27 protein-coding genes are annotated in these 25,514 nt (G+C 33.7%); 20 read left to right on the top strand and 7 right to left on the bottom strand.

Going from position 1 to position 25,514, the window contains the following annotated elements:
* The first annotated feature begins 12 nt into the window (after nucleotides 1–12).
* Nucleotides 13–357 carry a YciI family protein gene (locus ACWGOQ_RS12935; protein ID WP_452058569.1) on the top strand — a complete coding sequence of 115 codons (345 nt, stop codon included), beginning with the start codon at nucleotides 13–15 and terminating at the stop codon, nucleotides 355–357.
* Between the two features lie 10 nt (nucleotides 358–367).
* The gene (locus ACWGOQ_RS12930; RefSeq protein WP_452058568.1) at nucleotides 368–1,645 is read left to right on the top strand and encodes an RNA polymerase sigma factor; all 1,278 of its coding nucleotides are present in this window, start codon (nucleotides 368–370) and stop codon (nucleotides 1,643–1,645) included.
* A 66-nt stretch (nucleotides 1,646–1,711) separates the two neighbouring features.
* Here the strand turns inward: ACWGOQ_RS12930 and ACWGOQ_RS12925 are convergent, their stop codons facing one another.
* Entirely contained in the window at nucleotides 1,712–2,632 is a 921-nt protein-coding gene (locus tag ACWGOQ_RS12925; protein WP_452058567.1) for a toxin-antitoxin system YwqK family antitoxin, read from the bottom strand.
* Between the two features lie 372 nt (nucleotides 2,633–3,004).
* On the opposite strand from ACWGOQ_RS12925, the gene ACWGOQ_RS12920 reads away from it, so the two are divergent.
* The 4 genes from ACWGOQ_RS12920 to ACWGOQ_RS12905 all read left to right on the top strand — a co-directional run bounded on the left by ACWGOQ_RS12920 (nucleotide 3,005) and on the right by ACWGOQ_RS12905 (nucleotide 5,355).
* Nucleotides 3,005–3,196: a cold-shock protein gene (locus ACWGOQ_RS12920; RefSeq protein ID WP_452058566.1), complete on the top strand. Its 192-nt coding sequence runs from the start codon at nucleotides 3,005–3,007 to the stop codon at nucleotides 3,194–3,196.
* A 237-nt stretch (nucleotides 3,197–3,433) separates the two neighbouring features.
* Nucleotides 3,434–4,273 (top strand): alpha/beta fold hydrolase, encoded by an 840-nt coding sequence (locus tag ACWGOQ_RS12915; protein WP_452058565.1) that lies wholly within the window; start codon nucleotides 3,434–3,436, stop codon nucleotides 4,271–4,273.
* The gene (locus tag ACWGOQ_RS12910) at nucleotides 4,266–4,760 is read left to right on the top strand and encodes an RNA polymerase sigma factor (protein ID WP_452058564.1); all 495 of its coding nucleotides are present in this window, start codon (nucleotides 4,266–4,268) and stop codon (nucleotides 4,758–4,760) included. Before ACWGOQ_RS12915 ends, ACWGOQ_RS12910 begins: the two co-directional genes overlap by 8 nt.
* Nucleotides 4,753–5,355, top strand: a complete 603-nt coding sequence (locus ACWGOQ_RS12905) for a hypothetical protein (RefSeq protein ID WP_452058563.1) — start codon at nucleotides 4,753–4,755, stop codon at nucleotides 5,353–5,355. The genes ACWGOQ_RS12910 and ACWGOQ_RS12905 overlap by 8 nt, the downstream gene beginning before the upstream one ends.
* Nucleotides 5,356–5,369: 14 nt before the next feature.
* Here ACWGOQ_RS12905 and ACWGOQ_RS12900 read toward each other — a convergent pair whose 3' ends face one another.
* Entirely contained in the window at nucleotides 5,370–6,452 is a 1,083-nt protein-coding gene (locus ACWGOQ_RS12900) for an acyloxyacyl hydrolase (RefSeq protein WP_452058562.1), read from the bottom strand.
* A gap of 453 nt (nucleotides 6,453–6,905) precedes the next feature.
* Here ACWGOQ_RS12900 and ACWGOQ_RS12895 point away from each other — a divergent pair, with 453 nt between their 5' ends.
* Entirely contained in the window at nucleotides 6,906–7,790 is an 885-nt protein-coding gene (locus tag ACWGOQ_RS12895) for a glycoside hydrolase family 16 protein (RefSeq protein ID WP_452058561.1), read from the top strand.
* Nucleotides 7,791–8,034: 244 nt separating this feature from the next.
* On the opposite strand, the gene ACWGOQ_RS12890 is transcribed toward ACWGOQ_RS12895, so the two are convergent.
* Nucleotides 8,035–8,400, bottom strand: a complete 366-nt coding sequence (locus ACWGOQ_RS12890) for an Ig-like domain-containing protein (protein ID WP_452058560.1) — start codon at nucleotides 8,398–8,400, stop codon at nucleotides 8,035–8,037.
* A 549-nt stretch (nucleotides 8,401–8,949) separates the two neighbouring features.
* On the opposite strand from ACWGOQ_RS12890, the gene ACWGOQ_RS12885 reads away from it, so the two are divergent.
* Nucleotides 8,950–9,459 (top strand): DinB family protein, encoded by a 510-nt coding sequence (locus tag ACWGOQ_RS12885; protein ID WP_452058559.1) that lies wholly within the window; start codon nucleotides 8,950–8,952, stop codon nucleotides 9,457–9,459.
* Between the two features lie 9 nt (nucleotides 9,460–9,468).
* Here ACWGOQ_RS12885 and ACWGOQ_RS12880 read toward each other — a convergent pair whose 3' ends face one another.
* A complete protein-coding gene (locus tag ACWGOQ_RS12880; protein ID WP_452058558.1) occupies nucleotides 9,469–10,239 on the bottom strand; it encodes a phosphatase PAP2 family protein in 771 nt (256 codons plus the stop codon).
* A gap of 306 nt (nucleotides 10,240–10,545) precedes the next feature.
* Here ACWGOQ_RS12880 and guaB point away from each other — a divergent pair, with 306 nt between their 5' ends.
* Nucleotides 10,546–12,018, top strand: a complete 1,473-nt coding sequence (gene guaB, locus ACWGOQ_RS12875) for an IMP dehydrogenase (RefSeq protein WP_452058557.1) — start codon at nucleotides 10,546–10,548, stop codon at nucleotides 12,016–12,018.
* Between the two features lie 76 nt (nucleotides 12,019–12,094).
* Here guaB and ACWGOQ_RS12870 read toward each other — a convergent pair whose 3' ends face one another.
* The 3 genes from ACWGOQ_RS12870 to ACWGOQ_RS12860 form a co-directional block, all read right to left on the bottom strand.
* Nucleotides 12,095–12,601 (bottom strand): OmpH/Skp family outer membrane protein, encoded by a 507-nt coding sequence (locus ACWGOQ_RS12870; protein ID WP_452058556.1) that lies wholly within the window; start codon nucleotides 12,599–12,601, stop codon nucleotides 12,095–12,097.
* Nucleotides 12,602–12,692: 91 nt separating this feature from the next.
* Nucleotides 12,693–12,932: a hypothetical protein gene (locus tag ACWGOQ_RS12865; RefSeq protein ID WP_452058555.1), complete on the bottom strand. Its 240-nt coding sequence runs from the start codon at nucleotides 12,930–12,932 to the stop codon at nucleotides 12,693–12,695.
* 20 nt (nucleotides 12,933–12,952) lie between these two features.
* Nucleotides 12,953–13,408 carry an SRPBCC family protein gene (locus ACWGOQ_RS12860; RefSeq protein WP_452058554.1) on the bottom strand — a complete coding sequence of 152 codons (456 nt, stop codon included), beginning with the start codon at nucleotides 13,406–13,408 and terminating at the stop codon, nucleotides 12,953–12,955.
* A gap of 171 nt (nucleotides 13,409–13,579) precedes the next feature.
* Between ACWGOQ_RS12860 and ACWGOQ_RS12855 the strand changes: the two genes are divergently transcribed.
* The 11 genes from ACWGOQ_RS12855 to ybiA all read left to right on the top strand — a co-directional run bounded on the left by ACWGOQ_RS12855 (nucleotide 13,580) and on the right by ybiA (nucleotide 25,511).
* Entirely contained in the window at nucleotides 13,580–15,535 is a 1,956-nt protein-coding gene (locus ACWGOQ_RS12855) for a peptidylprolyl isomerase (RefSeq protein WP_452058553.1), read from the top strand.
* Between the two features lie 72 nt (nucleotides 15,536–15,607).
* On the top strand, nucleotides 15,608–16,384 hold the full coding sequence (locus tag ACWGOQ_RS12850; protein WP_452058739.1) for a peptidyl-prolyl cis-trans isomerase: 777 nt from the start codon (nucleotides 15,608–15,610) through the stop codon (nucleotides 16,382–16,384).
* A complete protein-coding gene (locus tag ACWGOQ_RS12845; protein ID WP_452058552.1) occupies nucleotides 16,347–17,798 on the top strand; it encodes a peptidylprolyl isomerase in 1,452 nt (483 codons plus the stop codon). Before ACWGOQ_RS12850 ends, ACWGOQ_RS12845 begins: the two co-directional genes overlap by 38 nt.
* A 1-nt stretch (nucleotide 17,799) precedes the next feature.
* Nucleotides 17,800–18,756 (top strand): AAA family ATPase, encoded by a 957-nt coding sequence (locus ACWGOQ_RS12840; RefSeq protein WP_452058551.1) that lies wholly within the window; start codon nucleotides 17,800–17,802, stop codon nucleotides 18,754–18,756.
* Between the two features lie 415 nt (nucleotides 18,757–19,171).
* Nucleotides 19,172–19,636 carry a hypothetical protein gene (locus tag ACWGOQ_RS12835; RefSeq protein ID WP_452058550.1) on the top strand — a complete coding sequence of 155 codons (465 nt, stop codon included), beginning with the start codon at nucleotides 19,172–19,174 and terminating at the stop codon, nucleotides 19,634–19,636.
* A gap of 319 nt (nucleotides 19,637–19,955) precedes the next feature.
* On the top strand, nucleotides 19,956–22,223 hold the full coding sequence (locus ACWGOQ_RS12830; protein WP_452058549.1) for an aconitate hydratase: 2,268 nt from the start codon (nucleotides 19,956–19,958) through the stop codon (nucleotides 22,221–22,223).
* 100 nt (nucleotides 22,224–22,323) lie between these two features.
* On the top strand, nucleotides 22,324–23,004 hold the full coding sequence (locus ACWGOQ_RS12825) for an NUDIX hydrolase (RefSeq protein WP_452058548.1): 681 nt from the start codon (nucleotides 22,324–22,326) through the stop codon (nucleotides 23,002–23,004).
* A gap of 120 nt (nucleotides 23,005–23,124) precedes the next feature.
* Nucleotides 23,125–23,949, top strand: coding sequence for a ribose-phosphate diphosphokinase (gene prs, locus ACWGOQ_RS12820; protein WP_452058547.1), 825 nt, complete (start codon nucleotides 23,125–23,127; stop codon nucleotides 23,947–23,949).
* Nucleotides 23,950–23,956: 7 nt separating this feature from the next.
* Entirely contained in the window at nucleotides 23,957–24,415 is a 459-nt protein-coding gene (locus ACWGOQ_RS12815) for a nucleoside 2-deoxyribosyltransferase domain-containing protein (RefSeq protein WP_452058546.1), read from the top strand.
* Nucleotides 24,412–24,846, top strand: coding sequence for an ADP-ribosylation/crystallin J1 (locus ACWGOQ_RS12810; protein WP_452058545.1), 435 nt, complete (start codon nucleotides 24,412–24,414; stop codon nucleotides 24,844–24,846). The genes ACWGOQ_RS12815 and ACWGOQ_RS12810 overlap by 4 nt, the downstream gene beginning before the upstream one ends.
* Before the next feature lie 116 nt (nucleotides 24,847–24,962).
* Nucleotides 24,963–25,511: a riboflavin biosynthesis intermediates N-glycosidase gene (gene ybiA / locus ACWGOQ_RS12805; protein WP_452058544.1), complete on the top strand. Its 549-nt coding sequence runs from the start codon at nucleotides 24,963–24,965 to the stop codon at nucleotides 25,509–25,511.
* Nucleotides 25,512–25,514: the final 3 nt, after the last annotated feature.

The following is a 25,514-nucleotide window of genomic DNA, read 5'->3' as shown; positions in this document are numbered from 1 at the left end:
AAAACGAGAAATATGAAAGAGTTTTTAATACTGATCAGAGGAGGACAAGAAAGATATGAGACTGCGTCACCCAACGATATGCAAAAACATATGGAAGATTGGCAGTTATGGATGAGAGGATTGGCTAAAGAAGATTATTTAATTGGTGGACACCCTTTGCTCAATGAAGGAAGTACCATGACAGATAGAGGAAAGAAAATTATAGAACAGCCATTTGCCAAAGGTAAAAATTTGGTAGGAGGCTATCTTTTAGTTAAAGCAAATTCTTTGGATTTTGCTACAGTTATAGCAAAAGGTTGTCCTAGTTTTGAATATGGTTGTAGTTTAGAAATTCGGGAAATAGCCCCAATGGGATAATCTTCACTATTTGGATTCAAAAAATAATATAGATACTACTTTAAACCATCTTTTTAGGCAAGAGTCCGGAAAGATGGTTGCTGTTTTGATTAAAATTTTTGGAATAGAGAATATAGAGATGGCAGAAGATGTAGTACAAGACGCTTTGGTAAGTGCTCTGGAGACATGGAAGTTTAGAGGAATTCCGGATAATCCTAAAGCCTGGCTTTACAGAACCGCACGAAACAGAGCAATAGACATTATTAGAAGGAAAAAGCACTGTAAGATTATAGACTTTTCGAATCCTGATCGCAAGCTATTGACATCAGAATACACGTTAAGTACCATTATGGATGATTTTTGGAAAGAACAGCATATACAAGATGATTTTTTGGCAATGATGTATGCTTGTTGTCACTCAGATATTTCTCCAGAAAACCAGATTACTTTCATCCTAAAATCCCTTTGTGGATTTAGTACTAAGGAAGTGGCGCGATCTTTTCTTACCACTGAAGATGCAATCTCTAAAAGATTATATCGTACCAAAGAATATTTCAGAAAGCATAAAATACGTCCTGAAATTCCTTTTCCTGATGAGATTTTTTCAAAAACCAACGTAGTATTAAGTACTATATATCTCATGTTTAATGAAGGGTATAATTCTAAGCAAAAAGATCAGTTAATACGAAAGGATTTGGTTTCGCAAGCAATGTGGTTGTGTAAGTCATTGTTGGATAACAAACGCACACGTATACCCGAAGCATATGCCCTAATGGCGCTGATGCTTTTTCATACAGCGAGGATTGATAGTCGTATTAATGATAGGCAAGAACTTATACTTTTACCTGATCAAGATAGAAGTATGTGGAACAGAGAATTCATATTACAAGGTAGCAGTTACCTCAATCAATCTGCTTTTGGAACATCGCTGTCCACCTACCACCTAGAGGCAGCTATTGCTTATGAGCATTGTTGCGCTGCTAGTTATGAAACCACTAACTGGAAAGTGATACTTGGGTACTACGATCTACTATTAAGCAGCGATAATGATCCTATTGTTTTTCTCAACAGATGTTTAGTGATTTTAGAATTGTACGGACCCGAAGAAGCATTAAAAACAATAGAGGAAATAAAACATCACAAAACAATGAATAAATATTATCTCTATCACGCTGTTTCTGGAGAAATTCATGAGCGTCTTTTACAGACTAACGACGCTGTAGTATATTATCAACAAGCCATTAGGCTTACCGATTCGAAAGCAGAACAAAACTTACTACAAAAAAAAATAGGGCGTATACTTAATTAGATAGTGTCATAGCAGATACTCGTATTTGGGATTATAGCGTGTACTAAAATCCAATGTATTTCTGTACTACTGGCAATCTTTCATTGACTCATAATACTCGCTATATTCATCATAGGTTACCTTTTTTCTACCGTTGTCGAGTACAATGATTCCCTTGTTAGAAAAATCAGAAAAAGGGACTATTTTTTTTGGAAACCCTTCAATTACAATTTCAAAATAACTATTAGATGCAACCTGATTAGTATCAATCTCTATACTAAATTTACCATCATAATCCGTAAAAGCATATGCACAATCGGTATCCATCAGTTGTAATCGTACTACCGCAATAGGTACGATAGATCCATCAGGTTTATGAATTGTGCCTTCAATCGTTTGTTGTTTTTGTGTTATGCCAGAAGTTTCTGCTACCTGAGTACTTGTATGTGTATTTCCAGAAAGATCTTCAATCGTCCAGTTATCAAGTTTCTCTCCTTTTTTATACGTTCCTTTAACGATTACTCCAGAAGCATCCTGACGCCAATAATCTCCGTGTTTTTTTCCATTTTTATATTGAATCTTCTCTGTAGAGCCTCCTTTACTTACATTCCATACCCCTTCTTTTTTTCCTTTTTCATAATTTCCTTCTTCTGTAAAAGTAAAACCATTGTCAGAATTATAATAATATCCATTTCTCTGATCATCTTCATAATTTTCAATAGTAGATAAATCCAAAGTTCCTTTTTTTCTGAAAATTAAAAAATGTAACCATTCTCCCTGTTTTTCACCTTTACGGTATTCTATTTTATGGATACCCACCAGTTTTTTATCCTGAAACTCTCTAACATAGTATTTTCCATCAAGTTCGTTTTCTTGGTTGATTTTTTTGAGTTCATTGTATTCTTCCTGGCTGAGCTGTATATAACTCCCCTCGATTGGAGCCTGCCCCTGCATTGTTGTACAGATCAACAACAAAATTAGTACGATAACCAGTGTGTTTTTCATCATGTAGTCCATTAAATTTTTTCGATATTTTTCCTGTGATATTTATTAAAGTTAAGCTATTTCGATTGCTATGTCAAGTAGTTATATCGAATAGAAGTTTTCGACTCATTTCTAGATCAAAAACAGTACCAGTTTGTTACCCTTTTAAGTTTTAATCATAAATAAAAAAATGTTAGGTGGTATTCGCTTGTATAGCTTTAATAACTATAAGAAAGGTACGATCGATTTGAATCTAATAAATAATCAAAGGTATAACCATAACCAAGATAAAATTATTATTTGTAGCTTTGTTAGTAACATAGAGATGTTTATGATGTTGTTTTACATCTGGCATTATCTTTGTAAACCAATATATAATTAATTTAAATTTTAACAATGAACAAAGGAACAGTAAAATTCTTCAACGATTCCAAAGGATTTGGATTCATTACAGAAGAAGGTTCAAACAAAGAACATTTCGTACACATTTCTGGATTAGTAGATGAAATTCGTGAAGGAGATGTAGTAGAATTTGATCTACAAGAAGGTAAAAAGGGTTTAAACGCGGTAAATGTCAAAGTAATTTAATATATACTACATAACTTTTTTAATGATGAAGCCTATCAATTTTGATAGGCTTCTTTTGTAAAACATATTTTAAAAATTTTCAGAAAATTTCTGAATACCATGGTAATTTGGTTTTGATAAATTATTGTAACGTATGAGACGATAGTAATGAGATAGTTAAAATTTTTATTTTTTTAGAATAGGGTGTAACAATTTGCCTCCTTTTACATCAAAGAGGAAATCAAAAAGCAAATTATTATGAAAAGTTTTAAAATCACACTCGTTTTATTCGCAATTGTTAATTTGGCATTTGGCCAAGCTCCGGCAATTATTTCAGAAGTATCTGGCAATGGAAATCCGATTTTATTTTTACCGGGTTTTACCAATCCAGGGTCCATTTGGGAAGGTACAATTACAAATCTGCAAGGTAATCACGAAAATCACATAGTATCATATGCAGGCTTTGATGGTAATGCTCCTATTGCCATGCCTTGGTACAATACCATCAAGAAAGAGTTGATTAACTATATTGAAAAAAAGAAGCTAACCAATGTAACTATTATTGGACATAGTATGGGTGGTAATCTCGCTGTAGATATTGCTGCTGCTTTGCCAAACCATATAAACAGTTTGATTCTCGTGGATTCTATTCCTTGTATGCGAGAATTGATGATGCCAGGTGTGTCAGAAAGTCAGATTCAGTATGAGAGTCCTTATAATAAGCAGATGCTGGCTATGGATGAGTCACAATTTAAGCAAACCGCCATGAGGATGGCTCAGAATATGACTAATAATCAGGATAAAGTAGATACCCTGCTTAATTGGATACTAAAGGCGGATAGAAAAACATATGTATATGGATATACAGATCTTCTGAGATTGGATCTTAGAAAGGTACTGCATAAGATTACCGCCAGAACGCTGATTATAGGTGCAGCATTTCCTACCATTGAAATGGCAAAAGCAAATTATGAAAAACAATATGCAGACTTATCTAACAAAACCATAGAAATGATACCAGATAGCAAGCACTTTATTATGTTTGATCAACCAGATTCGTTTTATAAAAAGGTAAATACTTTCCTTATAAATGAGTAGAAATAATCAACTGCTTTTTGAAAAAATATACCAACAATGCTATCCTATGGTATTGCAGATGTGTATGGGATATATGAAAGGAGATGATGATTTAGCTAAAGATTTGTCCCAAGAAATATTTATGAATGTCTGGAATGCAATGGATAGCTTTAAGGGTAAATCTGCTCATAAAACGTGGGTGTATAGGATCACTGTAAATACCTGCTTGCAACATATCAGAAAAGAAAAACATAAAAAGAGGGTAGCTATCGAAAAAGTAGCATATACTTTAAAGGAAGAGCCTGGTATAGCGGATTCAGAACAAAATCATAGTTTATACTGGGCTATTGGTACTTTAGAAGAATTAGATCGATTACTTATTATGATGGTTTTAGATGGACTGGATTATGATAATATTTCAGAAATTATGGGGATTAAACCAACCAATGTGAGAGTAAAGATTCATAGGATTAAAAAAAGACTTAAAAAAATACTAGATCATGAGTAACGAATTTGAAGCATTACAAAGTCAGTGGCAAAAGGAGCAACGTACTATCAAGGACATACCAAATAATCTGGAAGGGGTATTAGTATCAATCAGAAAAAGGAAAAGTTGGAGCACTCGTTTTCATTATGGAAACATTCTGGTATTATCTATAGTTCTGATAGGAGTAGTCGCTTTTTTCTATTTTGTAGCTCCTGTAAAAGAACTACTGAGTAAGTTTGGTGTTGGGTTGATGGAAGGAGGTTTATTACTAAGAATTATTATAGAATTGATTAGTGTGTGCAGGGCAAAAGGTATCAACATTTTAGGTAATGCTTTACAGACTACCAATGATATGATTACTTTTTATAATTTTAGAAAAACCATTCACGGACCAGTCACCCTTATGATTCTAGGACTGTACACCATCGGATTTTATATGATTACTCCAGAGTTTAGTTTGTATTTTAAAACCTGGCAAATGATTTTGATTGACGTTTCTTATATTATTGCTGCGATAATTCCTTTTATTGCTATTCGCAAAAACATCAAAAAAGAAATTAGGATTTTAAAGGAAATTATCGAATTGAAAAAGAAAATGACAGCAGAGTTTACTTAACAAAAGCGTTGGAATCAATTGAACAGGTAAATTAGTCTTCCATCCATATGATCAGCCACTTTACCGTAGGCTATTAGAGATGCGCCAATCGTCCAACGTTTGGAAGTCCCAAAGCTATACCAAAAAGAATACCGCTGATATAACCAATTACTTTGAATATTTTTAGGACGGGTTAGGTAAAAACCAAATTGTTGTAAGAAATAAAAATTACCAATAGAAAAATGATGTCCGACTGTAATAGCAGAAGAAAAAGCAGCATCGTTAATTTCTTGTTGTTGCGCAATTTCACGGTCTGAGTAATCATACCAAAGTTCCAATCCGATATTTAGGCCGTTGATACCTGATACCGGTTTTAAGATTCCGCCCATCAAACCAATCAACAGATGGTTAGAAGCTTCAGCATCTCTGTCAGAGGACCTCAGGCTGGCAAATGTTCCTAAATAATAATCCGAAGTAGTTTCATAAGACCGTAATGATTTAGGTTTCCTTCTTAAAGATGTATTATTAATCACTTTGTCCACACCAATTGAAAGGGTTGGGAAATTCATCCCCTTGTTTGGTTGCTTTTGTCCTCCATTAGAAATATGATTATAATTTGCAGACAGATTGATAGTGTAATTGTTAGTAACTTGGTAGTTTAAATTTAGTGACAAAGCCAGGTAAAAGCTGAGATGGGTGCTAAAAAGTAAGTTCTCCGGGTTCGTTTCTTCGTCAAACTTCTTATCGAGATAGGTAGCTCCTATAGAACCTCTTAAAGAAAATTTTAAAGGACCTTTATAAGTAAAATAAGGTTCTACAAAATAGACCAAATTGTATGAGCTACCTAATATCGCTGGATTAGCATAATTAAAATAAGCAAATGCAATACCAGTTCGTCCATAGCAAAAACAGGTTTTCCATGCCTTATCGCTTGTTTTTAACAAACTGTATTCTAATTGTATCCCATAAGGGTTGGTTTGCGAAATAGGTTTTAATTCTGGTGAATGTGCAATGATGAAACCATAATGTGATTTCACACCATAAAATGAAGGATTCGTTTGCGAACAAACAGAAGTACAGATAATTAGCAATGGTAACAATCCTAGAATCTTTTTCATTATAAATCAGTGTCTTATTAAATTTACTGAAAATTATTATGAGTTAAATAGAATTTCTAGGTTATTCAATACATATTAAACAAACGAGTAATTATTAATAAATGAACTAATCATTCTTTTCTTTAAAAAAACGAATCTGACATTTTTTAACGCAAAAATTTAATAAATACATACAATATTGATTTTTTCATTATTAAAACATCTTAAATTTATCTTATGTTTTAAAAATTTAATTAAAAAAACATGATTAAAATAACGAAAACGTTTGCGTAACGATAATTCGGGGTTTCCTTTGTAGAATCATCACTTTGAAAGGTTTTATATTATGATTTTTTTAATTAATTTGCTAAAAAAATGAAAAATTCAATATAGTTTAATCTTGTTATTTAATAAATTGATAAAACCATTCTTAATTTAGCACTATAATCATTAACTAAATTTAACACTATGAGAATGTTTGTCAAACTTTTTGGATTTTTGTCGTTAATTTTTTTAGTTTCTGCCTGTGAAACAGAAGAGCTAAGTATGGACGCAAACGCAGACTTAGAAAATGTAAATGAGATAGAAGCTAAAGCAGGACCTTGGGTCAGACGATTTACTGATAATTTTAATGCTAATGGAAACCTAAATCAGTGGGAGAGAACTCATAACCGAGCAGATTATAATTCGAGCAGGTGTAATTATAAAAACTGGAATTCAGAAATAGCCAGTCTTGACGGGCTTAGTTGTCTGCGCCTACAAGCGTATAAAAAGAGTAATAACTCTTACGAATCTGGTCATGTAAAGTCTTATTTTAACTTTCATCCTGCAAATAATGAAGAATATAGGGTAAGAGCAAGAATTAAATTATTGGCAAAGGAAGGTAATAGTTTCAAAGGGTTTGCACAAACATATGGAGCCTGGCCAGCATTTTGGACAGTAAATGAAAGCAATTGGCCTACACGAGGAGAAAGTGACATTATGGAGGGATATTCTTTTGGAAATAGTGCAAGGTTTGCTAGTAATTTGTTTTATGGGAGCAATACTTCACAAAATCAATTAGGAACAAGTGCAGAAAGAAGATATAACGTCGGTGAAGGATGGCATACGTATGAACAGAGATGGCAGAATAAAAATGGATGGGTTACTATGCAGATTTATGTAGATGGTAATAGAGTGGCTAATTACAGTAATAATGTGGATAATGATCTAAAGCTTCAAAACTTTAAAAACCATAATATTATACTGAACTTAAATATAGGATCTGATACGGGTATTTTCAATAATTCCAGAATCAACATTTTCTGGAATACGTTTATGTATGTAGATTATGTTCGAGTAGATAAACGAACTATCTAAATAACAATATCATTAAACTAAAACCAGATTTAGATTTAAGCTTTATACGAGAATGAGAGTAAATTTAGATAGTATAGCATACATATACAGAGATAAATTCGAAGGAAGTTTAAAAAAAATAACTTAAAAAAAGAACATAGATACAAGCCCCTGTCGATATCGCAGATCGCTATAAAAACTAATTAGGTTAAAAAAGGGTCAGAAATAACATACATTATTTGCTGACCCTTTTTTGGTTTGGTTATTAAGGTTGCTGTATGGTTATATCTTCGTTATTACTTTCGTTACAATTGCTAATTTTTTGAGTCACAAATAAAGAATCTCCCACTCCAGCATTAGATCGGCCAAATGGAGCAAAAAAGCTTCCGTCATTATTAGCAGTTACGGTTGTGGATATTTCTGCTTCATCAGTAATAGTGACTGTGGCGCCAGGTTTTACAGATCCAGCTGTACCACTTACGGCTAATCCTCCGACAGCAATGGTAATCGTTGCTTTAACCATTTTTATATCCGGTTTTGCACATTTTTCTTTTCCACAAGAAACCGAATGAAATGAGATGGCAAATACAATTACTAGCCTGATGATTTTTTTAGGATGAGTGATGTGCATGATTGTGAGGTTTTTAGTTTAAAATAAATACCAGTGTAGGTAGGTTAGTTAATAGTGAAAGATTTGGTATAAAAGACTTTTTAGTTGTTCTTCAAAATTAATATTACAAAAAAGCCTAAAAAATAATTACCACTTAATTTTGAGTACTTCCACTGTTGTCAGAAATGTATACAATTACATTTGTCTGGTTTTTTTTACTCTCGGTTCTGACTGGCCCATACTCAAAGGGAGAGTTTTTGGCGTTGTAATTTTTTAGGCTTTTTGTTCATTACAGATATTGAATTTGGCTAACTCAAATGATTTTAAGAACATCAATATTGTTTATCAAAAGTAAGTTATACTTTGGTAGGAGTAAAGAGTTAAAGAACTGATTTCCATAGGGGTTTGTTACCCTAAAGATATAGAGGTGTTGATTGTAGCTATGTGATTTACAAATACACAAAATATTCGTATTCTTAGCTTATTATTTTTTTCTTTTGTTCCAATCACTTTATTTTATACAATGTTTAAATTAGTGAAAATTCGGGGATCATAAATGAAATGTCAAAAATGAATCAAAAAATAATTATTGAAGGTTTGTCTAGAAACCAACAGGTTTTTAAACAGTTATTAGAAGGCATCTCTATAAAAGAATATACCTGGAAAGATAGAACGAGCCGCTGGTGTTTATTAGAGGTTGTTTGTCATTTGTACGATGAAGAGCGAGATGATTTTAGAAAAAGAACCAGGCATGTGCTGGAAACACCAGACCAACAATTCGAGCCGATAGATCCAGAAGGATGGGTTCTAAGAAGAGAGTACATAAAACAAGAGTATGATTTAGTTTTAAAGGGTTTTATACAAGAACGACAAGCATCTATCAATTGGTTAGATTCTTTAGTTGATCCTAATTGGAACAATACATCAATACACCCTGATTTGGGTGAAATGACGGCACAACGGTTTCTTGCCAATTGGCTGGCTCACGATTATCTCCATTGTAAACAAATCATTAAATTAAAGCTTGATTATTTTAAGTATATTTCACAAGAAAAATTTTCGTATGCTGCCGGTTTGTAATTGTTCATTTTAGAAAGATTTAGAAAAATACAGTCCTACGCTATCTCTGGTGAAATGTGGTGCAAAAGCGACATCTTCTGAGTTTTTAAAAGGATTCCAAGAAATAAGGTGCTCATAATGGTATACGAGTCTTGTAGTCAAAATCCCAATACCAGCACCAACCAGTACATCAGACAGATAGTGTTTGTTGTTCATCATTCTTAGACTACCAGTGGTCACTGCAAAAAGATATCCGCTATACGCTAAAAGTGGACTAGTATCTATAAACTCTTCATATAAAACAGCGGCAGAAACAAACGCCATTGAAGTATGTCCAGAGGGAAAAGAGTTTAGTTGTGAAGGGTCTCCAGGTCTAGGCTTACCAACTTCTTTTTTAAGGACGGTCGTTGCCGCGCTGGTTACCAAAGATGATATCAGTAGATTCTTAGTCTGATCAAACCAATGATTTCTGGATTTTACTCCAAAGATATCTGCAGCATACATCTGGATAATAGGGGCATATCTTGTATAGTCATCGAGTCCAAAGTAAAAATCTTTGCCCATAGAACTTCTAATATCTTTTTGGAGTGACTTCTCAAAATCACTGGTCGATAAAAGAATTCCTGAAGCAATTATAGAGACAGGTACAATTCTTTTTGTAAATAAATTCTTCTTAGGTTTCTTACGTTCCGTCTGTTTCGAAGTTTTAGCGGTAACTTTAACAAGGGGTGATTCTGTAAACTGGGCATTCGTAATTTGAATACAAAAATATATCACTAGTAAACTAATACTAATTTTCATAGGCTATTTTTTTGGGGTATAGGTGATTTGGGATTTACCTATTCGAAATATACTATATAAATACTAAAGTAATGTTAAATTTGTTTTTATTTTATAACCTATTTGGTTCAAAGTTGTTATGTTAAATTATTTTAATAAGTTTAAAACCAGTATTTAACGTTATTTCGTTTTTTCTTTTAGATAATTGAACAAAGCCTATAGTTTTTTGAAAGTATGTTTACAAAATAAAAAAGATATTACTATTGTTGTTTAATAGGATTCCTTTAAAAAAGACTTATATTTGCACGCAATTAAATCTTAATTGCGATGACAGCACACGAATCCAAAATCGTTGGAGAAGGACTTACCTATGACGATGTACTTTTAGTACCAGCATTTTCTGAAGTGTTACCACGAGAAGTAAGTATTAAAACAAAGTTTACAAAAAATATAACGATTAATGTTCCTATAGTTTCTGCGGCTATGGATACAGTTACAGAAAGTCGTATGGCTATTGCTATGGCACAAGAAGGTGGTATTGGTGTGCTACATAAAAACATGTCCATTCAAGAACAGGCAATGAAGGTTCGTAAAGTGAAAAGAGCAGAAAGCGGAATGATCATAGATCCTGTAACATTACCACTAGACGCAAAGGTGGCAGATGCTAAAAACAACATGCGTGAACATAGTATTGGCGGAATTCCAATAGTGGATGAAAACAATAAGCTTTTAGGTATTGTTACAAATCGCGATTTGCGTTTTGAAAAGAATAACGATAGGCCTATATCAGAAGTAATGACCAGTGAAAACCTCGTGACTGTAGGAGAAGGTACTTCATTACAGGAAGCAGAAGTGATATTACAAGATAATAAGATCGAAAAGTTGCCGGTAGTTAACGCAAATAACACATTAGTTGGCTTAATAACGTTTAGGGATATTACAAAACTTACATTAAAACCAAGTGCTAATAAGGATAGCTTTGGACGTCTTCGTGTAGCTGCTGCAATCGGCGTTACAGGTGATGCAGTTGATCGTGCTGAAGCATTAGTAAATGCAGGAGTAGATGCTGTAGTTATTGATACAGCTCACGGACATACAAAAGGAGTAGTAGCTGTTCTTAAAGAGGTAAAAAAGAAATTCTCAAATCTAGATGTAATCGTAGGTAACATTGCTACAGGAGAAGCGGCTCAGTATTTAGTAGAAGCTGGGGCAGATGCGGTAAAGGTTGGAATTGGGCCCGGATCTATATGTACCACACGCGTGGTAGCTGGAGTTGGATTTCCACAATTTTCTGCGGTATTAGAAGTTGCATCTGCAATCAAGGGGTCAGGAGTTCCGGTAATAGCAGATGGTGGAATTAGATACACAGGTGATATACCTAAAGCTATCGCTGCTGGAGCAGATACAGTAATGCTAGGTTCGTTATTGGCAGGAACAAAAGAATCTCCGGGAGAAACTATTATATACGAAGGAAGAAAGTTTAAGTCATACCGTGGTATGGGATCTGTTGAGGCTATGAAACAAGGATCAAAAGATCGGTATTTTCAGGATGTAGAAGATGATATTAAAAAATTAGTTCCAGAAGGTATTGTAGGACGAGTGGCTTACAAAGGAGAGCTATATGAAAGCATTCATCAGTTCATCGGTGGATTACGAGCAGGTATGGGATATTGTGGAGCTAAAGATATCAAAACACTTCAGGATAATGGAAAATTCGTTAAAATTACTGCCAGCGGTATTCACGAGAGCCATCCTCACGATGTAACAATTACAAAAGAAGCACCGAATTACAGTAGATAGAAAACTAAACCAAATAAAAAACGCTTCAAAATCATTTTGAAGCGTTTTTTATATAGTCTAAATAAGACTACCGAATTTATTGTACGGCAATTCCCAACTTTGTCATTACGGTTTTCGTAAGATCAAATTTTGGATCTACATAAGCCAAACCACTGCTAGTGATAGTCAATACCTGTGTATACCCTTCTGCTTTTGCAACTTCTTCTAACGCTTTACCGATTTTATTATATAAAGGCTGTAATAGTTTATTCTGTTCTAATTGAACTAATTGAGCGCCATTTTGACGAAATTTAGCAATGTCATTTTCTAAATTAATAATTTCTTCCTGCTTTGTTTTTTTCATAGGCTCCGTCATTGCTGCTACTCCATCTTGATACGCTTTTACTTTGGCCTGATAGTCGTCCACCTTAACTTTTAAGTCGGCTTCTAATTTTGTATTGTAAGCTTTCAGGTCTTCTTGTACTTTAGTAAGTTCCGGCATTTTAGAAAGTATAATATCGGTATCGATAGTTCCTACCTTAGACTGTGCAATGGTGTGCGCACTAATGAACAATAATAGAATTGGAAATAATATGTTTTTCATTGTGATTTTTTTAATTCTTATTTAAAAATTTTTGCAAATATATAAGGTCTAAGACAATATACGTGCCAAGACTAACATTTTTTAAAAAAATCTATTCTTCATACAACTGACCACGATGCGGTTTTAAAGCATCTCTTACGTCTTTCATTTCAGAATCTCTGACAACCATAAAAGCGATGCTATGTATCTCATTGACCTCTTGATGTCCGGTAATCTTTAGTGATAGCTTTTCTGAATCTATATATTCCTTAAGATGAATTTCGTGATGTGCTGCTGTTTTATTTGCGGTTGGACCTCTAAAATCCCAGATTAGTTTTAGCTTTCTCTCCAATTTTTTGATATTACTATTTGTTATGAATCTTCTAACACACTCTTTCCTTCTTCTGCAAATGCTTTAAAATCATGCATGTAACAGAGGGATTGTTTTTTAAAAGCACCAGGCATTAAAAACCCCATAACTTTCATGAAACCACTAAACCTAAATCTATTTTTACAACTCCATCTTGTATGGCCATTAGGTAACTCTTCAAAATAATTTTCCTGAATGTTATATACATTCTTAGCATCAAAAGTAAGATGGAATGCATCTGGTAGGTCTAACAAAGTAATGGTTTCTATCATTTCAATTTCTCTATTTCCCATTTGATAGGTAAGTTTAGAAGTGGCTCCTGTTTCTCCCTTTTTACCACTAAGGTGTTCCATACCAACAAAACCTTTTTGCCAATGTTTCATGTTCGCATCACTTTCAAATTTTGCAATCACCTGATCTCTAGGGAGCGCTATTTCAATTTTGTGAGTATATTCCATAATTATTTATATATCGTTAGTACATATATAAAATTACAAGGTACGGAGATTCACAAAATTTTAAAAACTATTTAATACTATATTGCCATAATTATTCGTTACAACAAAGAGCTTGCAAAACGCATTAATATTGTTATTTTTGTCCGATTGGGGACTTTATTAAAGAGAACTATGCACAAAAAATCTATTATACTTTTTTTAGGAGTAATTTTTGGCTCCTTCGTATATGGTCAGCAAAATGACCATGTACTTCTAACGATTAATAATTCACCGGTTTATACATCAGAATTTAAAAGAGTTTATCTTAAAAATATTGACCTGGTAAAAGATGAATCTCAAAAGGATATTGATGAATATCTAGAGCTTTTTATCAATTATAAACTAAAACTAGCAGAAGCTAAAGAGCAAGGACTCCATAAAAAAGAATCTTATATTAAAGAGTTAGAAGGATATAAAAAACAGCTTTCTTCAGGATATCTTACAGATACCAAAGCTACGGATACCTTGGTGAAAGAAGCATATGACCGTTTACAACAAAGGGTAAATGCGAGTCATATTCTAGTTCAGGTGCCATCTGGCGCATCTCCCAAGGATACGTTGGCAGCGTATGAGAAAATTATGGAAGCAAGAAACAAGATTGTGAACGGTGCCGACTTTAAAGATATTGCTGTTCAATATAGTCAAGATCCTTCAGTAAAGAAAAATGGCGGTGATTTAGGATGGTTTTCCGCTTTCAGAATGGTTTATCCTTTTGAAGAGGCAGCTTTTACGACCAGAGTAGGAGCAATATCAAAACCCTTTAAAACACGATTTGGGTACCATATTGTAAAAGTAAACGATAAACTACAATCATTAGGCGAAGTTACCGTGGCACATATAATGGTAGCGTTTTCTAAAGAAAGAACAGAGAACGAAGCTGAAAAAAGAATTCGGGAAATTCGTACACAACTTGTAGAAAATGCTTCTTTCGAATCTTTGGCAAAACAATATAGTGACGATCGCAATACGGCCGTCAATGGAGGAAAAATAAACCGATTTTCACAGGGAGCGCTAAATTCTGAAGATTTTGAAAAAGTAGCCTTTTCTCTAAAGAAACCTGGAGAATTATCAGAACCTGTTAAAACAAAATACGGTTGGCATATCATAAAGCTAATAGAAAAACACCCGCCAAAAACATTTGAAGAGTTACAGGGAGAATTAACTCAAAGAATTAAAAAAGATAGCAGATCTCAACTGATTACAAAATCCTTTATAAATTCACTAAGAAAGAAATATTCTTTAAATAGAAATGAAGAAGCGATAGCATATTTTAATACAGTCATACCTGCTACAATTTTTAAAGAAAAATGGGAGATTCCGGCAGATGATAGGTTGAAAAAATCTATATTTCTGATAGGTGATGAGGAATTTTTATACCTAGATTTTGCTAGTTTTATACAACAACGAAGTGGTCGCGCGTCAAAAGTGTCTGATGTTGAGACCTTCATTGACATGATGTATGATGATTTTGAGTCTGCAAAATTGCTTCAATATTATGAAGAACATTTGGAAGAGGATAATCAGGATTTTGCCAATGTGATTTCAGAATATAGGGATGGATTATTGTTGTTTGATTTGATGGAATCTAAAATATGGAATGCAGCAAAAAATGATTCTACTGGGCTCAAGAAGTTCTATGAGTCTAGAAAAGATACATATTATAAGGAAGAAAGTTATAAAGTGATTAAAGCATCTTCCTCCAAAAAAGACCTAATCGATAAGGTAAAAACACTTCTCGAAAAAGGAAAATCAGTCGAAGAGATTAAGAAAGAAGCAAACCTTTCGGATACGAATAAGGTTATTTTTTCAGAAGAAGAAATTACCAAAGAAGAGCAAGATATTACCAATGATTTTTCAGGAAAAAAAGGACAAGTTGTTAGTGTCAATCAAGATAACTATATAACGCTGTTTAAAGTGTTAGAAGTAATGCCTTCCAGACTTAAAACCTTTGAGGAGACTAAAGGAAAGGTGATTAACGATTTTCAGGAAGAATTGGAAAGAAAATGGTTAAATGAGCTCAGAAAAAAATATTCTGTTGAGCTGAATAAAAAAACTTTGAAAAAAATTAAAAAAGAACTATCCATATAAATGAGATATATCTCAATCATATTACTTTTTCTTCTATTTGTTTCTTGCGACAATGTGAACCGCCGTTCAAATATGGAGGTCGTGGCAAGAGTTAATGAAACATATCTATATAAAGAAGAAATTAAAAATCTTGTACCGGATGGTGCGTCTAAACAAGATAGTATTAATATCGTAAATAATTATATAAATATTTGGGCAACTAGACAACTATTTATAGATCAATCTAAGCGTAACTTAAACGATGTAGAGCTTCAGGGATTTGATAAGCTTGTAGAAGATTATAAAAGTACTTTATATATAAACGCATACAAAGATGCTGTGATCAATAAATCAATCGATATGGAGGTTACAGAAGATGATATGACATCTTATTATGCCGAAAATTTAGAAAATTTTAATCTTAATGAAGAATTGGTAAAGTTACGTTACTTACATTTGCCACCTGGTTATGATAATATTGTTGCAACGCAATCACGTTTTAATCGTTTTAATGAAGAGGATGAAGAAGATTTACGAAATAAAAAGTTAGAATTTGTCACTTTTTCCTTCGCCGATTCTATTTGGGTTCAGTTTGATCAGGTATTAAATAAAATACCTGTTCTTAAGACTCAGGATAGTAATAAGATCCTTAAAAATGGTAAATATTTGCAATTGCGGGATTCTCTGGGAGTCTATATGTTTAAAGTTAAAGAAGTGCTAAAGAAAAATGAAACCGCACCTTTATCTTACATAAAACCAACAATACGACAGATTATATTAAATAAAAGGAAGCGGGAGTTAATAAAAAAACTAGAAAAGGATATTACGAAAGATGCTATTAAAAACAAACAATTTGAAATCTATAATTAACAATATTACTAGTCTTGTTACTGTATTATTATTGAGTGTATGCAGTCACATACATGCACAGGAAGTCATTGAAGATGCTAAAAAAGAAGTAGAAAAGAGAGAAGATTCTATAAAACCATCTGATAAAATTAAGATAGACGGAGTAGCAGCAGTTATTGGCGAACACGTAATTCTGGATAGTGATATTACTATCGCATATCAGCAATTGATAAGTGAAGGTGTTTCTGCAGCTGATGTGAGTCGCTGTGAGCTTGCAGGAAGTTTGTTTGAGAATAAACTATATGCGCATCACGCAGTACAAGATAGTGTTCTTGTCACCGATGCTGAGGTGAATTCTATGGTGGATCAGCAATTAAGTTATATGACCAGAGAGATTGGAACCATGGAAAAGGTTCTGAAGTTTTATAGAAAAGACAGTCAGGAAGAATTTAGGAAAGAGCTTTTTGAAATCAATAAAAGTAATAGATTGGCAGAGCAAATGCGTTCTAAAATTGTAGAAGATGTAGAGATTACTCCAGAAGAAGTTAGAGAGTTTTTTGACGATATTCCAAAAGAAGAAAGGCCTCTTTTTGGTACAGAGCTAGAACTTGCTCAGATCGTTATAGAACCAAAAATACCAGAAGAAGAAGAGCAAAAGGTAATTGATAGATTGAAAGAATTCAGAACAGACATTGTAGAGAAAGGAAGTAGTTTTGCTACTAAGGCTGTGTTATATTCTCAGGATCCAGGATCAAAATCAAAAGGAGGAAAATATACATTGAACAGACAAACTCCTTTTGCGAAGGAATTTAAAGATGTTGCTTTTAGTTTGCAAGTAGGAGAGGTTAGCGAGCCTTTTAAAACAGATTTTGGTTGGCATATCATACAACTGGATAAGATAAGAGGAGAAGAAATTGATGTAAGGCATATTCTATTAATTCCAGATGTTACAAGAGAAAGTGTAGAAGTGGCGCAAAAACTGGTAGATTCGGTGCGTGCTGCCGTGGTTTCTGGAACTATAGGATTTAAAGAAGCTGCACGAAAATTTAGTGACGAGAAAGAAACGAAAGAAGACGGAGGACAATTGTTGAACCCAACAACGGGTGATACTCGTTTTGAACTTACCAAAATTGATCCTATATTGTACGATCAAGTATCAAAATTAAAAACAAATGAAGTTTCACTAGTAATCCCGGATCAAGACCGTCAAGGACGTAAGAAGTTTAAATTGATTACGGTGCTAAATCGTTTTGACGAACATATTGCAGATTATTCAAAGGATTACCTGAAAATACAAGAATTAGGGCTTAGAAAAAAACAGATTGAGGTCATACGCAAATGGCAGGAAGAAAAAATTGATGCTACGTATATTAAAATTAATGGAGAGTACAGAGACTGCGAATACAGTGGTAACTGGTTAAAAAAAGAAAAATAATATGTCTGACGACGTTGCAGCAGTAGAAAAACTAGTAAGCAAACATACCGAACTCAAAAAAGAAATAGCTAAGATCATAATTGGTCAGGAAGCAGTAATTGATCAGATACTTATTTCCATTTTTTCTGGAGGTCATGCACTTCTAATTGGAGTTCCAGGGTTAGCTAAAACCTTAATGGTAAACACTATTGCTAAAGCATTAGGATTGGATTTCAAGAGAATTCAATTTACACCCGACTTAATGCCTAGTGATATTCTGGGAAGTGAAATTTTAGATGAGTCAAGACATTTTAAATTTATTAAAGGACCTGTTTTTTCAAATATCATCTTGGCAGATGAGATCAATAGGACTCCTCCAAAAACTCAAGCCGCACTATTGGAGGCGATGCAGGAAAGAGCTGTTACGGTTGCAGGGCATCATTACAAATTAGATTTACCTTATTTTGTACTGGCGACACAAAACCCGATAGAGCAAGAGGGTACGTATCCTTTGCCCGAAGCACAGTTAGATAGGTTTATGTTCGCCATTGAACTAAAATACCCAAGTTTTCAGGAAGAAGTAGAAGTAGTAAAGAGTACGACAGGAGACACATCTGCTACAATCAATTCTTTGTTCACAGCACAGGAAATTGTAGATTTTCAACAATTAATCCGCCGTATTCCTGTGGCAGAAAATGTAGTAGAGTATGCCGTAACTATGGTTTCTAGATCTAGACCAAATGGAGAATCAGCAACAGATTTAGTGAAGAGTTATATCGATTGGGGTGCTGGTCCAAGAGCCTCCCAGAACTTAATTTTAGCAGCAAAAGCAAAAGCGGCTATTAAAGGAAAATTTTCTCCAGATATAGAAGATGTACAAGCAGTAGCTATGGGCATTCTGCGACACCGTATGATCAAAAACTATAAAGCAGAAGCAGAAGGAGTGAGTATTGAAGATATCATTCAGAGCTTATTTTAATTAGTTACTTCCGGAGTTTAAGAAAATCTATATATCGAAATAAAAATAAAAGCCCATTTAAGTAGGAAATGGGCTTTCTGCAATTAAGAACAATTGAATTTTTCGGTAATGAATACTTGGGGAAAACCATCACCGGATATTTTCAATTTTCAGTTGGCGAAAATAAAAGTATAAGGGGAAATAACCCCATCTTTAACATTTATTTAATTTATTTTTAAGTGTTTGTAAAGAAATTATAAAGCACAGAGTTAAATGTTTTCATTGCAATAGAGTAGTCGCGATGTAATGTGCTTGAAGGATTGTACGAAATACAATATTTAAAATATCTTTATTTCTCAATTAAACCTTTTTTATTTAGATCAGTCTAAGAATTGAACGTTCCTAAAAAAGTTTAATTAATAAAAAAAATAGATTGATGAAAAATAGTATAATATACATAATGATTATGTTTTTGGGGGTTACGTCTGTTTCAGCCCAATCAGATGATGTAGGTGATAGAAGAGAAGGTCGTAAGCAAAAAAGAGAATTGAGAAAAGAGTTTAACCAAAGTCTCACGGATGACCAGAGGTCACAATTAGAATTTAAAAGACAATTACGTGAAGAATATAGAAAAACAATAGAGGCAACCTATACAGAAGAGCAATTAGCAATTGTTCAAAACGAAGACCTTTCTAAGAAAGGTAAACATAAAGCTATAAAGTCTTCCTTAAGTGAAGAGCAAAAGAAAATGATGAATTCACATAAGGAGGCTATGAAAGCTGAAAACAAAAAGTTTGAAGCATCTCTCAGTGAAGAACAGCTTCAAAAATACGGTGATCTCAAAAAGAAAAAAAGAAACAGAGTTCGCGGTCGTGAAAAAGAAAAAAATAGAGATCACTAATTTTAGTTTTCTTTTATAGATTAGAAGTGAAGTTTAATTTCTTCACTTTTTTTATGCCTTTTATATAAAATAGATGTTTTGTGCTATATTTTTTAACATTTCACTATAACGTTTTCGTAATTTTTGAATTCATTCCTTAAAATATTGGATGTTTTTTTATACGATTATTATTTTACTCGTTTCATAATTGATGATTTCCATAAATTGATAGATTATTTTTTTTAAAAATGTAAAAAAGGATTATTAACGCTATTCATTTAATAAAATCCTTTAAAATTTGTATTTTCGTCGGACTTTTCAAAACATAAAACACAACTATATGGCATTCGATATCGATATGATAAAAAAGGTTTATGCTCAGGTTGCAGAAAGAGTAGACGATGCTCGCGAAGTGACTGGAAAACCTTTGACATTAGCAGAGAAAATTTTATATTCACACCTTTGGGACGTCAAGACTAAAAAAGCATTTACCAGAGGAAAAGATTATGTTGATTTTGCACCAGACCGAATCGCCTGCCAAGATGCAACTGCTCAGATGGCATTGTTGCAATTTATGCAAGCAGGAAAAAAGAAAGTAGCAGTTCCAACTACGGTGCATTGCGATCACTTAATTCAGGCAAAAGTAGGGGCAGATAAAGATTTACAATCTGCCATGAACACCAGTAGTGAAGTGTTTAAATTTCTTGAATCGGTTTCGGATAAATACGGAATTGGATTTTGGAAGCCAGGAGCAGGTATTATACATCAGGTAGTTTTAGAAAATTACGCATTCCCAGGTGGTATGATGATCGGAACAGATTCTCATACAGTAAATGCAGGAGGATTAGGAATGGTAGCAATTGGTGTTGGTGGAGCCGATGCCGTAGATGTAATGGCAGGAATGCCTTGGGAGCTTAAGTTTCCTAAATTAATAGGTGTAAAACTAACAGGTAAATTATCTGGATGGACAGCACCAAAAGATGTCATTTTAAAAGTAGCAGAAATTCTTACCGTAAAAGGAGGAACAGGAGCTATTGTAGAATATTTTGGACCTGGAGCAACATCCATGTCTTGTACTGGAAAAGGTACTATCTGTAATATGGGAGCAGAGATCGGAGCTACAACTTCTACCTTTGGTTATGATGAATCTATGGAGCGTTATTTACGTGCTACTGATAGAGAAGATGTTGCAGATGCCGCAAATAAGGTAAAAGAATACTTGACCGCTGATGCAGAAGTATATGAAAACCCAGAGCAATATTTTGATCAGGTTATAGAGATTAATCTATCTGAACTCGGACCATTATTAAATGGACCGTTTACTCCAGATTTATCAACAGAAGTTGGTGCTGCAATGACCGAAAAAGCTCAGGCAAATGATTGGCCGCTAAAAGTAGAGTGGGGATTAATAGGTTCTTGTACAAATTCTTCTTATGAAGATTTATCACGCGCTTCTTCGATTGCTCAACAAGCATTAGACAAAGGTTTAAAAATGAAATCAGAATTAGGGATCAATCCAGGCTCCGAGCAAGTTAGATATACAGCAGATAGAGATGGAATTCTTGGGATATTCGAGAAATTAGATGCTAAGATTTTTACCAATGCCTGTGGACCTTGTATTGGACAGTGGGCAAGATATAACGATCCTAAGAATGCACCAAAAAATAGTATTGTTCACTCTTTTAACAGAAACTTTGCGAAACGTGCAGATGGCAACCCTAATACACATGCTTTTGTAGCATCACCTGAATTGACTGCGGCAATTGCTGTTTCCGGACGTTTGGATTTTAATCCATTAACAGATAAATTGATTAATGAAGATGGTCAAGAGGTAATGTTCGATGAGCCAACTGGATGGGAATTGCCACCAAAAGGTTTTGAAGTAGAAGATGCCGGTTATCTGGCTCCGCAAGAAGATGGTTCTGGTGTGGAGGTGAATGTTAGTCCAACTTCAGAAAGATTACAATTATTAACTCCATTCGAACCTATTGGTAATGAAATCAAAGGAGCCAAATTATTAATAAAAGCTTTTGGTAAATGTACTACAGACCATATTTCTATGGCAGGACCTTGGTTACGTTATAGAGGGCATTTAGATAACATTTCTAATAATTGTTTAATAGGGGCAGTAAACGCTTACAATAAAAAAACTAACTTTGTAAAAAACCAGTTAAACGGTGAGTACGACGGAGTTCCAAATGTGCAAAGAGCTTATAAAGCTGCGGGAGTTCCGACAATTGTGGTTGGAGATCATAATTATGGAGAAGGTTCTTCTCGTGAGCACGCGGCTATGGAACCACGACACTTAGGCGTGGTTGCAGTAATAGTAAAATCATTTGCCCGTATTCACGAAACTAACCTTAAAAAACAAGGTATGTTAGGGCTTACCTTTGTAAATGAAGAAGATTATGATAAGATTCAGGAAGATGATACAATCAACTTCTTAGATTTGAGTGAGTTCGCACCTGATAAATCTTTACATATTGAATTTGTACACACAGATGGTTCTAAGGATGTGATTGAGGTAAATCATACATATAATAATGCACAAATAAAATGGTTTAATGAGGGTTCTGCTTTAAATTTAATCAAAAAGCAAAACACTTAAATTTTATTTAAATCTTATAAGCAATATTGAAAACTCCTGAAGATGATTCTTCAGGAGTTTTTGTTTTTATAAAAAAATAGAATTTTGTAAATTTGCGTATATGATACGCCAAAATATTAAGGTAGCAGTTGATGCAGTAGTCTTTGGTTATAAAGACAAGGCGTTACACGTACTTTTAATCAAAAGAGATGCAACCCCTTTTAAAAATTCATGGGCGTTACCAGGAGGTCTGGTTTTAGAAGATGAAAGCCTGGAAAATGCTGTAGAGCGAGAGCTCAAAGAAGAAACCAATGTTACTGTAGATTATTTAGAGCAGTTGTATTCTTTTGGTAAACCTAGAAGAGACCCGAGAAACCGGGTTGTAAGCATTACCTATTTTGGATTAGTAAAGCCAGAGCGTCACACTATAAAAGCGGACACAGACGCTAATGATGTAGCTTGGTTTGATATCAATGAACTCCCTGAATTAGCTTTTGATCATGCTACTATTCTTGATATGGCTAAAAAACGATTGCGTAATAAATTGACGTATGAACCTATAGGTTTTGATTTGTTGGCAGATAAGTTTTTATTTTCAGATTTGGAAAAATTGTATATGACAATTTTAGATAAACAAATCGATCGAAGGAACTTCAGAAAGAAAATTCTAGGCTTTGGGGTATTAGAAGAACTTAAAGAAAAAATATCCGAAGGAAGAGGCAGACCTGCAAACCTTTTTAAATTTAATCAGAAACAGTATTTTAAACTAAAAGAAGAAGGTTTTCTTTTTGATATAAAGTAGATTCCAGGGGACTTCGAGCGGAGTCGAGAAGAAGCTAAAATCATATTTAATGTGTTTTTTACACAAAATATTTTGTGAATAAATCTATCTATTCTATATTTGCGTAAAAATAACACAATTATGCGATATTTACATTTAGATCCGGCATTTACTCCTTCTGGTACAACCATAACTTTTACTTCTTTTGTTTTTAATGGAGGAGAACCTCATATCAAAATTTCTGAAGATGCTATCGGAAAAGAAGTAACCATCACACATCGACTGAATTCATTTAACGACGTCGGTTTGTTGCTAGTTGCTACAGATGCATTAAGAAGAATGGATGTTGAGGTGATCAACCTTTTGATTCCTTATTTTCCAGCAGCTAGACAAGACAGGGTGATGGTTGGAGGAGAATCATTAAGTGTAAAGGTGTATGCGGATATCATAAATGCACAAAAATATAACAAGGTCATGGTTTTTGATCCGCATTCAGAAGTTACTCCGGCATTACTGAATAACGTCCAAGTAATCCAGAATTATGAATTTGTTAAAATGTGTTTGAATCATATAAAAGAAGAAATTATGTTAATATCTCCTGATGGAGGTGCTCTAAAAAAGATATATAAGGTTTCAGAGTTTCTTGGAGGAATAGAAGTCGTAGAATGTTCTAAAAAAAGAGATGTAAAAACTGGTAAACTTTCCGGATTTAGGGTGTATGAAGATGATTTAAAAGGAAAACATTGTGTGATTGTAGATGATATTTGTGATGGTGGTGGAACGTTTTTAGGACTGGCTACTGCATTAAAAGAAAAGAACGCAGGAAAACTAAGTTTGATAGTGAGTCATGGAATTTTTAGTAAAGGTTTTGAAGAGTTAACTAAATCATTTAATACCATCTTTACAACCAACTCTTTTAGGGATATAGAAGAGGATAAAGTGGTTCAGTTTTCAGTGATAAATTAATTAAAAAATGAAAGTAATTACATCACCATCAAAAATCGAATTAGATAAAAACCTAAGTGTTTTTCTAGCAGGAAGCATAGAGGTTGGTGTTGCTGAAAAATGGCAGGATAAAGTAGTAAAAGAGTTATTAGAAGAAAATATAACACTACTAAATCCAAGAAGAGCCAGTTGGGATGCTAGTTGGAACCAAGAAATAACCAATCCGATTTTTAACAAACAAGTAAACTGGGAGTTAGACGCTTTAGAAAAAGCTGATTTGATTATAATGTACTTTGATACAAATACCAAGTCTCCAATTACACTACTAGAATTAGGGTTGTTTGCCAGAAGTGGAAAACTAATTGTTTGTTGCCCGGATGGATTCTGGAGAAAAGGAAATGTTGATGTGGTTTGTGAACGATATGGAGTGAAACAAGTCAACAGTCTAAAAGAATTGATAAATGAAGTAAAAGAAAAATTGAAATGAAGGAAATGTTGAATAATATAAAAACATTATACAGACCAGTAGGACTAAAAGAATTAGAACTAATTGATGACTCTGGATGGAAGACTTTTCCTCCCAGACTAAATTGGCAACCTATTTTTTATCCCGTAATGAATGAAGCCTATGCCATTGAGATAGCAACTAAATGGAATTTAGATGATGAAGGATCAGGATATTCAGGTTTTGTAACTGCTTTTGATGCAGAAAATTCATTTCTGGAAAAATACAAGATAGAAAATGTAGGTGGGCCAATTCACAATGAGTTATGGGTTCCAGCGGAAGAATTAGATGAGTTTAATGAACATATTATTGGAGAAATTAGGATGATAAAAGCATATTTTGGAATAAAATATACTCTTTCAGAAAATAAAGGGTTAAACCAAAAAATAAATAAAATTCAAGGATTGGGTTGATGAGTTAGGGGTAGCTGTTCTCCAGACTATTTTGCCGAATTCTTCAAGGTGTGCCAACAAGCTCTCGGTGCGGTTTGTCTTTGAAAAACAAAGGTATATTGATGAAAAATATTAAAATGAAATACAAATTACAAAACATACAAGAACAGTTTAACAAAGGCGAGAGCTTGAAATACCTTTTCTTTTGGGGACATACGCCTAATAAAGACGGAAGCATTGGTAAAACCTGTTTCAGTCAATGGTGGGATCAATCTTTTCAAGTTGAAGGAATTACCTATAAAACCGCAGAACATTGGATGATGGCTGAAAAAGCCAGATTGTTTGAGGATTTTTTGATTTTAGAAGAGATTATTGGTTGTAATCATCCTATGGAAGCCAAGCAATTAGGTCGAAAAGTGAAACGTTTTGACCCTAAAATATGGGATCAACATAAATATGAAATTGTAAAAAATGGGAATTATCATAAGTTTTCTCAGCACGAAGAATTGAAAGATTTTTTGATCAATACCAAGAAAAGAATACTTGTAGAAGCGAGTCCCAGAGATCTCATTTGGGGAATAGGTATGGGACAAGCCAATGAAAAAGCACAAAATCCAAACCTTTGGAGAGGACAAAACCTATTAGGTTTTGCATTGATGGGAGTAAGGGATATGCTAAGTCCATAATAG

This window comes from Aquimarina ulvae (assembly GCF_053613295.3).
Note: the sequence above shows the minus strand (reverse complement) of the source record. Positions and strands in the feature narration are given on the sequence as shown.

Excerpts from the sequence above, each read along its gene's own strand:
- ACWGOQ_RS12825 (WP_452058548.1), top strand. The coding sequence starts at position 22,324 with ATGATACGCCAAAATATTAAGGTAGCAGTTGATGCAGTAGTCTTTGGT.
- ACWGOQ_RS12910 (WP_452058564.1), top strand. The coding sequence starts at position 4,266 with ATGAGTAGAAATAATCAACTGCTTTTTGAAAAAATATACCAACAATGC.
- ACWGOQ_RS12905 (WP_452058563.1), top strand. The coding sequence starts at position 4,753 with ATGAGTAACGAATTTGAAGCATTACAAAGTCAGTGGCAAAAGGAGCAA.
- ACWGOQ_RS12890 (WP_452058560.1), bottom strand. The coding sequence starts at position 8,400 with ATGCACATCACTCATCCTAAAAAAATCATCAGGCTAGTAATTGTATTT.
- ACWGOQ_RS12845 (WP_452058552.1), top strand. The coding sequence starts at position 16,347 with ATGCTATTAAAAACAAACAATTTGAAATCTATAATTAACAATATTACT.
- ACWGOQ_RS12855 (WP_452058553.1), top strand. The coding sequence starts at position 13,580 with ATGCACAAAAAATCTATTATACTTTTTTTAGGAGTAATTTTTGGCTCC.
- ACWGOQ_RS12925 (WP_452058567.1), bottom strand. The coding sequence starts at position 2,632 with ATGATGAAAAACACACTGGTTATCGTACTAATTTTGTTGTTGATCTGT.
- ACWGOQ_RS12850 (WP_452058739.1), top strand. The coding sequence starts at position 15,608 with ATGGAGGTCGTGGCAAGAGTTAATGAAACATATCTATATAAAGAAGAA.
- ACWGOQ_RS12835 (WP_452058550.1), top strand. The coding sequence starts at position 19,172 with ATGAAAAATAGTATAATATACATAATGATTATGTTTTTGGGGGTTACG.
- ACWGOQ_RS12860 (WP_452058554.1), bottom strand. The coding sequence starts at position 13,408 with ATGGAATATACTCACAAAATTGAAATAGCGCTCCCTAGAGATCAGGTG.
- ACWGOQ_RS12895 (WP_452058561.1), top strand. The coding sequence starts at position 6,906 with ATGTTTGTCAAACTTTTTGGATTTTTGTCGTTAATTTTTTTAGTTTCT.
- ACWGOQ_RS12880 (WP_452058558.1), bottom strand. The coding sequence starts at position 10,239 with ATGAAAATTAGTATTAGTTTACTAGTGATATATTTTTGTATTCAAATT.
- ACWGOQ_RS12870 (WP_452058556.1), bottom strand. The coding sequence starts at position 12,601 with ATGAAAAACATATTATTTCCAATTCTATTATTGTTCATTAGTGCGCAC.
- ACWGOQ_RS12915 (WP_452058565.1), top strand. The coding sequence starts at position 3,434 with ATGAAAAGTTTTAAAATCACACTCGTTTTATTCGCAATTGTTAATTTG.
- ACWGOQ_RS12830 (WP_452058549.1), top strand. The coding sequence starts at position 19,956 with ATGGCATTCGATATCGATATGATAAAAAAGGTTTATGCTCAGGTTGCA.
- ACWGOQ_RS12840 (WP_452058551.1), top strand. The coding sequence starts at position 17,800 with ATGTCTGACGACGTTGCAGCAGTAGAAAAACTAGTAAGCAAACATACC.
- ACWGOQ_RS12810 (WP_452058545.1), top strand. The coding sequence starts at position 24,412 with ATGAAGGAAATGTTGAATAATATAAAAACATTATACAGACCAGTAGGA.
- ACWGOQ_RS12885 (WP_452058559.1), top strand. The coding sequence starts at position 8,950 with ATGAATCAAAAAATAATTATTGAAGGTTTGTCTAGAAACCAACAGGTT.
- ACWGOQ_RS12935 (WP_452058569.1), top strand. The coding sequence starts at position 13 with ATGAAAGAGTTTTTAATACTGATCAGAGGAGGACAAGAAAGATATGAG.
- guaB (WP_452058557.1), top strand. The coding sequence starts at position 10,546 with ATGACAGCACACGAATCCAAAATCGTTGGAGAAGGACTTACCTATGAC.
- ACWGOQ_RS12815 (WP_452058546.1), top strand. The coding sequence starts at position 23,957 with ATGAAAGTAATTACATCACCATCAAAAATCGAATTAGATAAAAACCTA.
- ybiA (WP_452058544.1), top strand. The coding sequence starts at position 24,963 with ATGAAATACAAATTACAAAACATACAAGAACAGTTTAACAAAGGCGAG.
- ACWGOQ_RS12920 (WP_452058566.1), top strand. The coding sequence starts at position 3,005 with ATGAACAAAGGAACAGTAAAATTCTTCAACGATTCCAAAGGATTTGGA.
- ACWGOQ_RS12900 (WP_452058562.1), bottom strand. The coding sequence starts at position 6,452 with ATGAAAAAGATTCTAGGATTGTTACCATTGCTAATTATCTGTACTTCT.
- prs (WP_452058547.1), top strand. The coding sequence starts at position 23,125 with ATGCGATATTTACATTTAGATCCGGCATTTACTCCTTCTGGTACAACC.